Here is a 13,620-nt window from a genome sequence, read left to right on the forward strand (position 1 = left end):
CGGCAGGTACTAGGGTGGTCGGCGTGACCCACAACACCGCTCCCCCAGGCGACCTCACCTTCTGGTCATTCGTGGACTACGCGGTGCGCAAGGCCGAGGAGGAACTGCCCTCCGTCAACGCCGACGCCATGCGCATGGTCCTGACCCTGAACCGGGCGACGAGCATGGTCGTCTACGACCTGGAGTCGTCCGTCCACCGACCACGCGGGCTCACCTGGCCCGGCTTCCGCGTGATCTTCGCCCTGTGGCTGGCCGGACCCATGGAGGCCAAGACCACCGCCGAGATCTCCGGCATGAGCCGGGCCGCCCTGTCCGCGCTGCTCAACACCCTCGAACGCGACGGGCTCATCGTGCGCGAGCGCGCCACCCACGACCGGCGCGCCCTCCAGCTCAGCCTCACCGAGGCCGGGTACGGGGCCATCCTCGGCGGTTTCCGTGCGCACAACCGGCGCGAGAGCGCCTGGGCCGAGGCGCTCGAACCCGAGGAACGCCAGGAACTGGTGCGTCTGCTCAACAAGCTCATGGCGGGCTCCACCGAGGCCAAGGCCAAGTTCCGCAGCTGACCGCCCCGGAGCGCGAAACACGGTCCGCTTCGCCCCGCAATGGACCTTGAGCGGGCCCCGCCGCGCTGTGAGCATCAGCGCATGGACGACGCCAGCCGGGCCCGCCTGCGGGCCGCACAGCAGCAGTTCTCTCCGGAGAACACCTACCTCAACACCGCCACGCACGGCCTGACGCCCCACCGGGCGCTGCGGGCCCTGGAGCGGCACACCCGGGAGGTGGCCACCGGCCGTTTCTCCCCCGCCGACGCCGACAGCGGGATCGACCGGGTCCGCGCCGCCCACGCCCGCATGACCGGTGTGGACGCCGACGACGTGGCCGTCGGCAGCCACGTCTCCCCGTTCGTCGGCACGGTCGCCGCCAGCCTGGCACCGGGCGCCGAGGTGCTGCTCGCGCGCGACGAGTTCACCTCCGTGGCCTTCCCCCTCCTGGCCCGCCAGGAGGACGGGGTACGGGTGCGCGAGGTCCCGTTGGAGCGCCTGCCCGAGGAGGTCGGACCCGCCACCTCCCTGGTGGCCGTCTCCGCCGTACAGTCCGCCGACGGCGCCGTCGCCCCCGTGGACGACCTCGTCCGTGCCTGCGCCGACCACGGCGCGCGCCTGCTGGTGGACACCACCCAGTCCGCCGGATGGCTGCACCTGGACGCGGACCGGATCGACTACACCGTCTGCTCCACCTACAAGTGGCTGCTGGGCACACGCGGCGCCGCCCTGCTCACCGGCACCCCCGAGGCCCTGGCCGCCCTCCGGCCCAGGGCGGCGAACTGGTACGCGGGAGAGGACCGCTGGACGTCGCTGTACGGGGGGCCGCTGCGACTGGCCGGGCGGGCCCGTCGCCTGGACCTGTCACCGGTGTGGTCGGCGTGGACCACGCTGGAGGAGTCCCTGGCCCTGCTGGAGGAGGTCGGGGTGCGCACGATCGGGGAGCACAACGGCGTTCTGGGCGACCGCCTGCGCGAGGCCCTGGACATGGAACCCGTCGGATCGGCGATCGTGTCGGTCCCGGCCGACGAGGAGGCCGTGCGGCGCGTCGCCGAGGCGGGCGTCGCCACCTCCGCCCGCAACGGGAAGCTGCGGGCGGCGTTCCACCTGTACAACGACGAGTCCGACGTGGACCGCCTGGTCAAGGCGCTCAGGGGCTGAGAGCCCGGGTCCGCCCCCCGCGCCGTCACCCGGGCGCCGGACTCCGGATCAGAAGACCTGGTTGCAGAACGGCGCCTGGAAGCGGTGCAGCGCGACGTCCAGGCGCTCCACCGTCCCGGGGGTGTGCTCGGTGACCAGGCCCGCGTTCAGGTAGCCGTGCAACGACGTCTGCCCCACGTAGGCGGCGCTCAGGGTGGACACGTCCAGGCTCAGGTCGGGGTCGGCCTCGGTGGCCTCCACGCGGGCGCCGCCGGTGTCGGCCTTCAGGTGCCAGCGCCCGGCGTTCCACGGGGCGTACCGGTCACCGACCTCCAGGACCGCCTCGGCGGGCGCGGCGTAGGTGCGCTCGGACAGGGCCCCGGGCACGTCCACCAGGCGCACCCACAGGGACGTGAAGAGCGTGGGCACCGCGCGGTGCCGGTCGACGAGCAGGTGGTGCAGCGGGTCGTCCATGGCCACGCACTCGAAGACGACCTCGTCGACCAGGTCGCGGTTGAACAGGTGCTCGTACAGGGCCGTCCAGGCGGCCGGGGTCGTGGCGGTGACCTCCTGCACGTGCACCTGGCCGTGGAAACCGTCCCGCTCGAACGCGTTGCGGGTGCGGTAGAGCGCGTACCCCAGCGGCCCGTCGGATCCGCTGACCACCACGGCCATCAGCGGCCCCCTGTCCTTGCGGAACCGGGGCTGGTCACGCAGCGCGCGGTCCCACCAGTGCGCGGCGCGCTGGAACTGGCCGACCTGGACGGCGGCGACCTCCCGGTGCACCCGCTCCAGGTCCGAGCGCACCTGCTGGGGGTCGGCCAGACGGACCCGCAGGTCGGGGTCGCGGGGCGCGTCGGGGCGCAGACGGGCGTGCGGCTGGCGCAGGGTGGTCTCCATCTCCCGGACCGCCGGGCCGTAGCCGAACCGCCCGTAGATGGAACCCTCGGAGGCCCACAGGGCCGCGTAGCGGTCCCCGCGCGCGTGGATGTCGGCGAACTGGCGGCGTATGAGCGCGCTGAGCACGCCCTGTCGGCGGTGGGTGGGCCACACCCCCACACCCGTCACACCCGCCACCGACCGCGGACCGCCGGGCATGGCCATCTCGAAGCCGAAGTCGTTGACGGATCCCACGATCTCGTCGCCGTCCACGGCCACGAGCACGCGGTCGTAGCCCTCGGCGTCGAGAAGGGGTCGGATGAAGGGTTCGCGTTCCTCCGGCAGGTCCGGTGTCAGGAGGGCCTCACCGACGACGCGCATCACCTCGGGATACTCGTCGCGGTCGGTTCCCCGTACGGTCCAGTCGGGGCGGGGGCCGGGATCGGTCGTCATACCTCAAGTGCCTATCAACTGCGCCGCGGCGGCGGCCACGGGTGGTGGGTGTGGTGTTGGCGTCAGAAGTCGGTGCCGCAGAAGGGGGCGCGCGGCGCGTACAGGGCGATGTCCAGGCGCGAGGCGGCGCCCGGGGTGTGCTCGGTGACCGCGCCCGCGTCCACGAGGGCGGTCAGGGCGCGGCGCCCCAGGTAGGCGGCGCCCAGGTGGGACACGTCCAGGCTCAGGTCCGGTGCGGCGTCGGTGGCCTCCACGCGGGCGCCGTCGGCGTCGGCCCTCAGGCGCCAGCGCCCGGCGTTCCACGGGGCGTACCGGTCGCCGACCTCCAGCACGGTGTCCACCGGGGTGTTGTAGGGGCGGTCGGACAGGGCTCCGGGCACGTCCACCAGGCGTACCCACAGGGCGTCGAAGGGGCCTCGGACCAGGCGTCGGGGATCGGCCAGCGCGACGGTCAGGGCGTCGTCCTCGGGCAGGCTCTCGAAGACCGTCTCGACGGTCAGGTCGCGGTCCAGGAGGTAGTCGTACAGGGCGGTCCGCGCGGCCGGGGTGGTGGTGACGAGTTCGCGCACGACGACCCGGCCCTGGGGGAAGCCCGCCTCCCACCTGTTGACGAGGCGGTGCAGCGCGTAACCCCGCGGCCCGTCGGGGCCGCGCACGAGGGCCGCCATCAGCCGCTCGCCCGAGCGTTCCATGTCCTTGAGCAGCATGCTCCAGAAGTTGGGGGTACGGGCGAACTGTCCCACGCGTCCGGGCAGGGCCTGGCGGTGCAACCGCTCCAGCTCGTCACGGACCGCGGCGGGCTCGGTCAGCTCCACGGTGAGTGAGGGGTCGCGGGGCGCGTCGGGGCGCAGACGGGCGTGGACGCGCTGGACGGTCGCGTACACCTCGCGGAAGGACATCCCGTAGCCGAAGCGGTCGTAGATGCCGCCCTCGGAGGCCCACAGCACGGCGAGGTTCTCGCCCCGGGCCCGGATGTCGGCGAGCTGCTGGCGCATGAGCGCGCTGAGCACACCCTGCCTGCGGTGGGTGGGCCACACCCCCACGCCCGTCACCCCCGCCACCGGGCGCGGACCGCCCGGCATGGTCATCTCGAAGCTGAAGGCCAGGGCGGTGCCGACGATCCGGTCGCCGTCCAGGGCCAGCAGGGTGCGGTCGTGTTCGGCCGTGGGATGGTCGCGTTCGACGTCCAGGATCTTCTGGGCGGAGATGTTGAGGGCCTCGGAGAAGACCCTGACGGCCTCGGGGTGGTCCCGCTCCGTGCCGCCGCGCACGGTCCACACGGGACGGTCGCCGCGGGAGGAGTCATGCTGTCGCGCACCTGTCATGGTGTGACCCTCTCAGCCGCCCGGAGCGGACGCCACCCGTTTTCCGGCGCGCCTCCGTTCGTATCAGTTCGAACACCGTACGTAGCCGTAGTGAGTAACACACGGCACCACGGGGCACCTCTTCCCTGTGACACGTGCGATCTTCTCCTCCGGGGCCCGATCCGACCAGCCGGACGACCGGCGTGGACTCGTCGTGGGGGTCGACGCCGGGGGCACCGCCACCAGGGCGCTGGTGGCCACGCTCGCCGGGGAGCGGGTGGGCGAGGCCTGGGCGGGCGGCGCCAACCCCAACGCCCACGGCGCGGACGTGGCCGCCGACCAGCTGGCCGAGGCGGTCGCGGGCGCCCTGGAGCAGGCCGGTGCGCGCGGGCGCGGGTCCGTGGTCTCCGGTGTGGTCGGTCTGGCCGGGGTGTCCTCGCTGGGCGACGCGCGGGTGCGCGAACGCCTGGAACGGGCCCTGGCCGGGGTCGGCCTTCCCGAGGGGAACACGGTGTTCACCGGTGACGACGAGGTGGCCTTCGCCTCGGGGACCCCGGTCCCCGGCGGCACGGTGCTCATCGCCGGAACCGGGGCCATCGCCACCCGTATCGACGGCCGCAGGCGCACCCGTTCGGCGGACGGTATGGGATGGCTGATCGGCGACGAGGGCTCGGGGTTCTGGCTCGGGCACCAGGCGGCCCGGGAGACGGCGCGGCAGCTGGCCCGGGGCGGCGGGCTCAGCCCGCTGGCGCACGCGGTGGTCGAGCGGATCACCCCCGACCTGTACCGGGTGAACGGGAGGGAGCGCCTGCCGGAGGAGCGCGCCCGCGACTTCGCCCGGACCCTGACCGCCGCTCCCCCGGTCACGCTCGCCGCGCTCGCACCGCTGGTCAGTGAGGCGCACGCGCAGGACGACCCGGCGGCCGTGGTGATCGTGGAGGCCGCCGCCGGCCACCTGGCGCACTCGGTGCACCAGGTGCGCATCCCCGGTGAGAGGCTTCCGGTGGTGCTGGCGGGCGGGGTGCTCTCCCAGTCCGCTCCGGTGCGTGCGGCGCTCACCCGCAAGCTGGCGCTGGGCGCGGCCGGGGCGGTGATCGCCACGGCCGGGTGCACGGCGGGCGGGGCGGCCTGGCTGGCGGCCCTGCGGGCGGGGGCGCCGGAGGACGACCAGCGGCTGCACGCGGTGTTCACCCTGGCCGACCGGGATCCCGGACGCACCGACGCCGCCTGAGGAACGCGACGGCGGCGCCCGGGGACCGGGACGGCGTCGGCGTCCGGAATCCGAGGAGGGCACGTTTTGCCCTGGTCGTCACCGTCCCCTACGGTAGGTTCAATTAGGCTTGCCTAACCTATTCCGCTTGAGGGGGACGCCGTGGCACAGCAGCAGGGGCGCAGGAAGAGAACCGTCCACACGGGAAGGGTCGAGGCGGTCGAGCGGCTCACCCCGCACATGCTCCGGGTCGTCCTGGGCGGGGAGGGCCTCTCCGCGTTCTCCACCGAGGGCCACACCGACAGCTACGTCAAGCTGCTCTTCCCGCCGCCCGCGCCCGGGGACCCCGAGCCCTTCGACCTGGAGCGTGTGCGCGCCGAACGCCCCCGGGAGGAGTGGCCGGTCACCCGCACCTACACCGTGCGCGCCTGGGACCCCGACGCCCGGCTGCTCACCCTCGACTTCGTCCACCACGGCGACACCGGACTGGCCGGTGTGTGGGCGGCGAACGCCAGGCCGGGCGACCGGCTGCGGTTCCTGGGCCCCGGCGGCGCCTACTCCCCCGACCCCGACGCCGACTGGCACCTGATGGCCGGGGACGAGAGCGCCCTGCCCGCCATCGCCGCCGCCGTGGAGGGGCTCGCCCCCGACGCCACCGCCCACGTGTTCGTCGAGGTCAGCGGGCCCGAGGAGGAGCACAGGCTCGGCGGCGGCGAGGGTGTGCACGTGCACTGGCTGCATCGGGGCGAGCGCGGCGTCGGCTCGCTCCTGGTGCCCGCCGTGCGCGCGCTCGACTTCCCCGAGGGGCGCGTCCACGCCTTCGTGCACGGCGAGGCCTCCTTCGTCCGCGACCTGCGCCGCCTGCTGCGCGTGGAGCACGGTCTGCCCAAGGAGCGGCTGTCCGTCTCCGGCTACTGGCGCCTGGGACGGAACGAGGACGGCTGGCAGGCCTCCAAGGCCGAGTGGAACCGCGGTGTGGAGGCCGAGGAGGAGGCCGCCCTGACCTCTTCGGGCGGCTGACCGCCCCGCCGCGACGGACGGGGCGGCGGAGACGACGGCCCCGTGCCAGCGACGCGGTGCGGCGCGCACGCTCCGTGGAGCGGCTGGCCGGACCGGTCCGCCTCACGGTTCCAGTTGTTCCAGGGCGACGAGGTAGGCCTCGTTGAACGTGGGGAACTGCGGGAGGGAGTCGGCCAGCACCGCGATCGGCAGACCGGCGCGGATGGCCAGCGCCGCGGTGTGGATCCACTCCGAGGCCATGGGTGCGAACGCCCACGCGCCCACCAGGACCCCGCGCCCGCGGTCGGCGACCAGGCCCAGCGTGCCGCGCGGCTCGGTGTCGTGGGTCCAGGGACGGGCGAGGGTCTCGGGCAGGTCGACCTCGGCGGTGACCGTGTCGATTCCCTGGTCCCGGGCCTGGGCCTCGGTGAGCCCCACCCCGGCGATCTCGGGGTAGGAGAAGATCACGCGCGGCACGGCGGTGTAGTCGGCCGTCCGCCCGGCGCCCAGGATGTTGTCGGCGACCACGCGCCCCTGGTACTTGGCCACGTGGGTGAACATCGCCCGGCCGGTGGCGTCGCCGACCCCCCACAGCCCCGGCGCCGCCCGGCAGCGTTCGTCCACCCGCAGGGCGGTGCGTTCCAGTTCCACGCCGGCCTCCGCCAGGCCCAGGCCGTCGGCGCGGGGGCGGCGTCCGGTGGCGAGCACCACCACGTCGGTGCGCACGCGTTGGCCGTTGTCCAGGGTGGCGCTCACCCCGTCGCCGTCCCGGGTCACCGAGGAGACCTCGGTGTTCAGGTGCACGGTGACGCCGTCGCGGTCGAACTGGTCGCTGATGAGTTCGCACAGCCGGGGCTCCTCGCGGTCCACCAGGCGGGGGCCGCGCTGGACGAGGGTCACCCGGGAGCCCGTCCGGGCCAGGAACTGGCCCAGCTCCACCCCCACCGCGCTGCCGCCGACCACGAGCGCGCGTTCGGGGACCTCGGTGAGGGTGGTGGCCTCCCGGTTGGTCCACACCACCGAGGAGTCCAGGTCGGCCAGTCCCTCGACCGGCGGGCGCACCGGTTCCGACCCGGTGGCCACGACCACGTGGTCGGCGGTGAGTTCGGTGTCGCCCACCGTCACCCGCCACGGGTCGCGGCCGGTGACGCGCGCCTCGCCCCGCAGGACGAGGGCGCCCTGGTCCCGGTAGCCCCGGGCCTGCGCGGAGTCGTCGAGGTGTCGGATCATCTGGTCGCGGTAGTCGCGCAGTCGCGGCCAGTCCAGGTCCGGGTGGGAGACACCGGCGGCGCCGTCGGCCTCCCGGCGCACCTCCGGCGGGCGCAGCAGAACCTTGGTGGGGATGCACGCCCAGTACCCGCACTCGCCGCCGATGAGTTCGCGTTCGACCACGGCCACCCGCCTGCCCGCGGCGAGCAGTCGGCCCGCGACGGTCTCGCCGCCCGGTCCCATGCCGATGACGATCGCGTCCACGTGTTCCATACGTCCTCGTTCCGCCCGGGTCCCGCGTCTTTCCCGATGGTGTCCCCCGCCCGGGACGCGGGAGGGGGACGACACGCCGACGGGCGCCGGGTTTCACGCGGTCGGATCCTGGACCGGGCGAAGGCGGGGGGCTCCCGTGACGTCCCCGCGGTGTCGTGGAGGATCGGCCCCGCCCCTGAGAACATGGGTCCCTCCCGCCACACCAGCGTGCGCGAATGGCCGAACGGCCCACTCGCCAGCCGCCCCACCCGAAAGGAACCGCCGCCACCGGCGCACACGCATGTCCACGCAGACCCTGCTCCTCGTCCTGGACCTCGTCGGCGTCCTCGCCTTCGCCGTCGACGGCTCGTTGACCGCCATCCGCAGCGCGCGGGTGGACATCGTCGGCGTCCTGGTCCTCGGCATGGTGACCGCCCTCGGCGGCGGCATCATCCGCGACCTGCTGCTCGGCGAGACCCCCGCCACCTTCCAGGACTGGCGCTACATCTGCACAGCCCTGCTGGGCGCGACCCTCGCCTTCTTCCTCAGCAGCCAGCTCGACCACCTGGCCAAACCGATCCTGGTCTTCGACGCGGCCGGGCTGAGCCTGTTCGCCGTGATCGGGGCGACCAAGGCCCTGGAGACGGGTTTCGGCCCCCTCCAGGCCACCCTGCTCGGCGTCGTCACCGGCGTGGGCGGCGGCACCATCCGCGACGTCGTGCTGAACCGGGTACCGACCGTTCTCAGCGCGAACTCGCGGCTGTACGCCATTCCCGCGCTGCTGGGCGCGGGCCTGGTCGCCGTCGCCTACTGGGCGGGGCTGACCTGGGGGTGGATCGCCGTGGTGGGGGCCGTCCTGTGTTTCGCCGTGCGGCTGCTGGCCCTGCTCTACCGGTGGAACGCGCCCCGGCCGCCCGGTTCCCCGCCGCTGTGAGGCCCGTCGGCGCCCGAGGCGCGGTCCGCGACCTCGCGCAGGATCGCGACCATGGCCGAAACCGGCTCGGGCGGGCGGCGCCGGTGCACGGCGTAGATCTCACGGGCCAGGCTGGTGCCGCGCAGCGGGCGGCTGACCCAGCCGCCCCGGCGCGCGGAGCCCAGGATGCTGCGCGGGACGAGGGCGACGCCGACCCCGGCCTCGATGAGGGCGAGGGCCACCTCGTAGTCGCGGGTCTCGTAGGCCACGGTCAGGTCCACCCCGGCGGCGGTGGCGGCGGTCTCCAGGCTGACGCGGTTGTGGATGCCCGGCGCGCCGCAGATCCACTCCTCGTCGGCCAGGTCGGCCAGTGAGAGGCCCCGGTCGGCGAGGGGGTGTCCTGCGGGGGCGACCGCAAGCAGCGGGTCGACCAGGACGCGTTCGCGGTGCAGCCCTCCGGCGCGGGGCAGGGGCACGCCCGGATAGCGGTGGGTCAGCAACAGGTCCAGGTCACCGGAGGCGACCAGGCCGTATCCGCCGGGGGGTTCGATGTCGGACAGGGACAGGCGTACCTGGGGGTGCTCGTGGCCGAAGGCGGCGAGGGTGGCGGGCAGCAGGACCTTGCCCGCGCTGGCGAAGGCGCCCAGGGACAGACGGTCGGGTTCGTGCCCGGCGAAGGCGCGGACCGCGGTCTCGGCGTCGCGCAGCTCCCCCAGGACGCGTTCACCGTGTTCGAGCAGGACCCGGCCCGCCTCGGTGAGGGTGGCCCCGGTGCGGTTCCGTTCGACCAGGAGGCATCCGGCCTCGCGTTCCAGCTTGGTGAGCTGCTGGGACAGGGCGGGCGGGGTGAAGGAGAGCCGCTCGGCCGCGGCGGCGATCGACCCCGCGTGCGCGATCTCCACGAGTACACGCAACCGGTTGGCGTCCAGCACGGCGACCCCACTTCCACACGGAGCGCAGAGCAAAGCACTGCTTAACGATCTTTAGCAGACCCAACTTTAAGTTAATGGCTGGTAGGGGCACAGTGGGCTGTATGAGCACCACGACCGCGCACGCCCCGCTCACGGCCACCGACGTCCGTGCCGCCGCAGAACGCATCGCCCCCCACGCCCGCCGCACCCCCGTGATGCACGCCGAGGTCGACGGGCGCCCGCTGACGCTCAAGTTGGAGCACCTCCAGCGCACGGGCGCGTTCAAGCTGCGCGGTGCGCTCAACGCCCTGCTGGGCGGGGAGGGCACCGACCGGGTGATCACCGCCTCCGGCGGCAACCACGGTCTGGGGGTGGCGACCGCGGCCCGCCTGCTGGGCGTGCACGCCACGGTCTACGTCCCGGAGTCGATCCCCGAGGCCAAGGCGGCGCCGCTGGCCGCCACCGGCGCCGAGATCGTCCGGGTCGGCGAGCACTACGCGGTGGCCGCCGAGGCCGCCAGGTCCCGGGCCGAGACCGAGGGGGTGCGCTACCTGCACGCCTTCGACGACCCGCTCGTCGTCGCCGGGCAGGGCACGATCGGCCTGGAGATCGCCACCGACGCGCCCGAGTGCGACACCGTCGTGGTCGCGGTGGGCGGCGGCGGCCTGGTGGCCGGTGTACGCCTGGGCGCGGAGGGGCGCGAGGTCGTGGGCGTCGAACCCGAGGGCTGCCAGAGCATGCACGCCGCGCTGGCCGCCGGGCACCCCGTGCGGACCCCCGTGGACTCGGTGGCCTCCTCCGCGCTGGGCGCGGCCACGCTGGGCCAAGTGCCCTTCGGGGTGCTCAGCGCCCATCCGGTGACCCCGGCGCTGGTGAGCGACGCCGAGATCGTCCGGGCACAGGAGCGGCTCTGGGAGGAGTTCCGGATCGCCACCGAGCCGGCCGCGGCCGTGCCCTTCGCCGCCTGGCTGGCCGGCCGGGTTCCCGGTGAGCGCCCGTGCCTGGTGGTGTGCGGGGCCAACGCCGAGTGGCGCCGCGCCGACCAGGACCTCGCGACTACGCCCGCTTCGGCAGGGTGAGGATCTCGGCTCCGTCGTCGGTGATGGCGATCGTGTGTTCGCTGTGTGCCGTCCGGCAGCCCGTCGCGCTGCGGAGCGTCCACCCGTCGGGGTCGGTGACGAGCTCGGCGGTGTCCGCCATGACCCACGGCTCCAGTGCCAGCAGCAGCCCGGGGCGGAGTTTGTACCCGCGTCCGGGCCGTCCGGCGTTCGTGACGTGCGGCTCCTGGTGCATCGTCGATCCGATGCCGTGACCGCCGAACTCGGTGTTGATCGGGTACCCCGCCTCGTCGAGGACCGTGCCGATGGCGTGGGAGACGTCACCGACGCGGGCCCCGGGTCCGGCCGCGGCGATCCCCGCGGCCAGCGCGCGTTCGGTCGTGCTGATCATCGCGACGCTCTCCGGGGGCCGTGACCCGCCCACGACGAAGCTGATGGCGGCGTCCGCGGCGACTCCGCCCAGGGAGACGGCGAGGTCGAGCGACAGCAGGTCGCCGTCGGCGAGCGCGTAGTCGTACGGCCGCCCGTGGAGCACGGCGTCGTTGACCGCCGTGCAGATGTGGTGGCCGAACGGGCCGCGTCCGAAGGACGGCTCGTAGTCGACGTAGCAGGACAGCGCTCCCGCGTCGGCGATCATGTTCCGGGCCCACCGGTCGATGTCCAGAAGGTTCGTGCCGACCGTGCTGCGTCCCTTCAGCGTGTGCAGGATGTCGGCGACCAGGGCGCCCGTGTCCTTCGCCCTGGCCAGTCTGGTGTGGTCAAGGATCTCGATCATGCGGCGCCTTCCTCGTGCAACCAATAACTATACCGGCCATACTATACCGGCACTGGAGTCGGCGCCACGACCGGGTCGCCGTTCACCCCCGCGTACGGCCAGACCCCGCACACGGGCGACCTGGTGCACTCCCTCCTCCCCGGCCCGTTGTTACCCACGGGTCGCCCTTACATTGGACTCCGACATCCGACCATTGGTGAGGGAGAACACGTGCTCTACGGTGCGTTGCGGAAGACAGCCTCGGTGCTCGCCCGTACCCTGTGCCGTCCGACCATCGAGGGCCGTGAGAACGTCCCCGACACCGGAGCGGTACTGCTGGCCAGCAACCACCTGTCGTTCGTGGACAGCGTCGTCATCCCCCTGTCGGTGACCCAGCGTAGGGTGCGCTTCCTGGCCAAGTCCGACTACTTCGAGGGCACCGGCGTCAAGGGCCGCGTGACCAGAACCGTGTTCTCCTCCCTGGGCGCCATGCCGGTACAGCGCGACGACGCGCGCGGGGCCATGCTGTCCCTGGAGACGATGCTGGACCGGCTGCGCGAGGGCGAGGCCTGCGTGATCTACCCCGAGGGCACCCGCTCCCAGGACGGACGCCTGTACCGGGGACGCACCGGGGTGGCGCTGCTGGCGATGGAGTCCAAGGCCCCGGTCGTGCCGGTGGCGGTGACGGGCACCCAGGACGTGCAGCCGATCGGCGCGTCCATGCCGCGCCCGCGTCCCTTCAGCATCCGTTTCGGCAAACCGCTGGACTTCTCCACCGGCTACGACCACCTCGCCCCGGGCAAGGCCCGCCGGGAGATCACCGACCGCGTCATGGACGCCATCCACGCCATGTCGGGCCAGGAGCGGGCCGAGGGGTACAACTCCGGCCGCGGCGAGTGACCACCGGCTCCGGCTCGCGCGCCACCTAGGGTGAGGGGCATGCGCGTACTCCTCATCTCCGACACCCACATCCCGCGTCGCGCACGCGACCTGCCCGACCAGGTGTGGCGGGAGGTCGACCGGGCCGACACGGTGATCCACGCCGGGGACTGGTGCGACACGGCCAGCCTGGAGCGCCTCGACGCGCGGGCCGCGCGCCTGGTCGGCGTCCACGGCAACAACGACGGCCCCGAACTGCGCGCCCGACTGCCCGAGGTCGCCCGCGCCACGCTCGGCGGGGTCCGCTTCGCGGTCGTGCACGAGACCGGCGACGCGCGGGGACGCGAGAAGCGGTGCCAGGAGCGGTTCGGGGACCACGACGTGCTCGTGTTCGGGCACTCGCACATCCCCTGGGACACCACGACCCCCTCCGGCCTGCGGCTGCTCAACCCGGGCTCGCCCACCGACCGGCGGCGCCAGCCCCACCACACCTACATGACGCTGGTCGCCGAGGACGCCCGCCTGCGCGAGGTGGAGTTGCACCGCCTGGACTGACCGCCCGCCCGGGGTTCAGAAGAAGAGCACGCCGACGATCCCGACGTAGACAGCGATCAGCAGGACCCCCTCGAAACCGATCCGGGCCCAACCCCTGGCCTGGCGGATGATGAGCCCCGCGAGCAGGACCACGGTCATCAGGAGCGCCCCGGTGGTGAGGAAGAGCTCGTCCGCCGTGGCCCCGTGGTAGAGCGAACCCGCCCGGTAGAAGACGTCGCCGACGGCCACGTTCAGCGCGTCCAGGCTGTTGCCGCCGATGACGGCGGACACCGCCAGGGTCATCGCGCCGCGCCGGACCGCGGCGACCGCCGCGACCGTCTCGGGGATGGCGTTGACCGCGCCCATGGCCACCGCGCCCACGAATCCCGCGCTGAGCCCCGTGGCCTCCACGATCGTCTCCGCCGCCTGGGCGAGCGCCCATCCGCCCACGGCCACGACCGTGCCCACAGCGACGAACCGCGCCCACAGGGCGGCGGTGCCCGTCCCCGCCTCCGCCGCCGTGCCGGAGGCCTCCTCGTCGGGGACGTCCACCACGGTCTCGCGGGTGCGGACGGCCCGCCAC

13 protein-coding genes and 1 pseudogene are annotated in these 13,620 nt (G+C 73.7%); 8 read left to right on the forward strand and 6 right to left on the reverse strand.

The genetic code is table 11. The features are described from left to right. The first annotated feature begins 23 nt into the window (after positions 1-23). Positions 24-563, forward strand: a complete 540-nt coding sequence (locus D455_RS36240; protein WP_026122237.1) for a MarR family winged helix-turn-helix transcriptional regulator — start codon at positions 24-26, stop codon at positions 561-563. 81 nt (positions 564-644) lie between these two features. Then, a complete protein-coding gene (locus tag D455_RS0102225; protein WP_017569135.1) occupies positions 645-1,703 on the forward strand; it encodes an aminotransferase class V-fold PLP-dependent enzyme in 1,059 nt (352 codons plus the stop codon). 48 nt (positions 1,704-1,751) lie between these two features. On the opposite strand, the gene D455_RS0102230 is transcribed toward D455_RS0102225, so the two are convergent. Together D455_RS0102230 and D455_RS0102235 are read right to left on the reverse strand one after the other, a co-directional pair. Then, the gene (locus D455_RS0102230; protein WP_017569136.1) at positions 1,752-3,014 is read right to left on the reverse strand and encodes a GNAT family N-acetyltransferase; all 1,263 of its coding nucleotides are present in this window, start codon (positions 3,012-3,014) and stop codon (positions 1,752-1,754) included. 62 nt (positions 3,015-3,076) lie between these two features. After that, positions 3,077-4,339: a GNAT family N-acetyltransferase gene (locus D455_RS0102235; protein WP_017569137.1), complete on the reverse strand. Its 1,263-nt coding sequence runs from the start codon at positions 4,337-4,339 to the stop codon at positions 3,077-3,079. A gap of 193 nt (positions 4,340-4,532) precedes the next feature. On the opposite strand from D455_RS0102235, the gene D455_RS0102240 reads away from it, so the two are divergent. Together D455_RS0102240 and D455_RS0102245 are read left to right on the forward strand one after the other, a co-directional pair. Beyond that, positions 4,533-5,549 carry an N-acetylglucosamine kinase gene (locus tag D455_RS0102240; protein WP_026122238.1) on the forward strand — a complete coding sequence of 339 codons (1,017 nt, stop codon included), beginning with the start codon at positions 4,533-4,535 and terminating at the stop codon, positions 5,547-5,549. Positions 5,550-5,690: 141 nt separating this feature from the next. After that, positions 5,691-6,548, forward strand: a complete 858-nt coding sequence (locus D455_RS0102245) for a siderophore-interacting protein (protein WP_017569139.1) — start codon at positions 5,691-5,693, stop codon at positions 6,546-6,548. A gap of 102 nt (positions 6,549-6,650) precedes the next feature. Here D455_RS0102245 and D455_RS0102250 read toward each other — a convergent pair whose 3' ends face one another. After that, the gene (locus D455_RS0102250) at positions 6,651-8,009 is read right to left on the reverse strand and encodes a dihydrolipoyl dehydrogenase family protein (protein WP_017569140.1); all 1,359 of its coding nucleotides are present in this window, start codon (positions 8,007-8,009) and stop codon (positions 6,651-6,653) included. A 280-nt stretch (positions 8,010-8,289) separates the two neighbouring features. Here D455_RS0102250 and D455_RS0102255 point away from each other — a divergent pair, with 280 nt between their 5' ends. Then, entirely contained in the window at positions 8,290-8,922 is a 633-nt protein-coding gene (locus D455_RS0102255) for a trimeric intracellular cation channel family protein (RefSeq protein WP_017569141.1), read from the forward strand. On the opposite strand, the gene D455_RS0102260 is transcribed toward D455_RS0102255, so the two are convergent. After that, positions 8,877-9,833, reverse strand: coding sequence for a LysR family transcriptional regulator (locus D455_RS0102260; RefSeq protein WP_017569142.1), 957 nt, complete (start codon positions 9,831-9,833; stop codon positions 8,877-8,879). The two genes, D455_RS0102255 and D455_RS0102260, sit on opposite strands and share 46 nt — an antisense overlap. 101 nt (positions 9,834-9,934) lie before the next feature. Here D455_RS0102260 and D455_RS0102265 point away from each other — a divergent pair, with 101 nt between their 5' ends. Continuing rightward, positions 9,935-10,891: a threonine/serine dehydratase gene (locus D455_RS0102265; protein WP_017569143.1), complete on the forward strand. Its 957-nt coding sequence runs from the start codon at positions 9,935-9,937 to the stop codon at positions 10,889-10,891. Here the strand turns inward: D455_RS0102265 and map are convergent. Then, positions 10,869-11,645, reverse strand: coding sequence for a type I methionyl aminopeptidase (gene map, locus D455_RS0102270; RefSeq protein WP_017569144.1), 777 nt, complete (start codon positions 11,643-11,645; stop codon positions 10,869-10,871). The genes D455_RS0102265 and map overlap by 23 nt on opposite strands. Before the next feature lie 210 nt (positions 11,646-11,855). Between map and D455_RS0102275 the strand changes: the two genes are divergently transcribed. Together D455_RS0102275 and D455_RS0102280 are read left to right on the forward strand one after the other, a co-directional pair. Next, entirely contained in the window at positions 11,856-12,524 is a 669-nt protein-coding gene (locus tag D455_RS0102275) for a lysophospholipid acyltransferase family protein (RefSeq protein ID WP_017569145.1), read from the forward strand. Positions 12,525-12,563: 39 nt separating this feature from the next. Further along, on the forward strand, positions 12,564-13,058 hold the full coding sequence (locus D455_RS0102280) for a metallophosphoesterase family protein (RefSeq protein WP_017569146.1): 495 nt from the start codon (positions 12,564-12,566) through the stop codon (positions 13,056-13,058). A 15-nt stretch (positions 13,059-13,073) separates the two neighbouring features. Here D455_RS0102280 and D455_RS0102285 read toward each other — a convergent pair. Beyond that, positions 13,074-13,620: pseudogene (locus D455_RS0102285) on the reverse strand (cation transporter); the annotation flags it as partial.

The sequence above is a fragment of the Nocardiopsis halotolerans DSM 44410 genome (assembly GCF_000341065.1).
GTDB classification, from domain to species: Bacteria; Actinomycetota; Actinomycetes; order Streptosporangiales; family Streptosporangiaceae; genus Nocardiopsis; species Nocardiopsis halotolerans.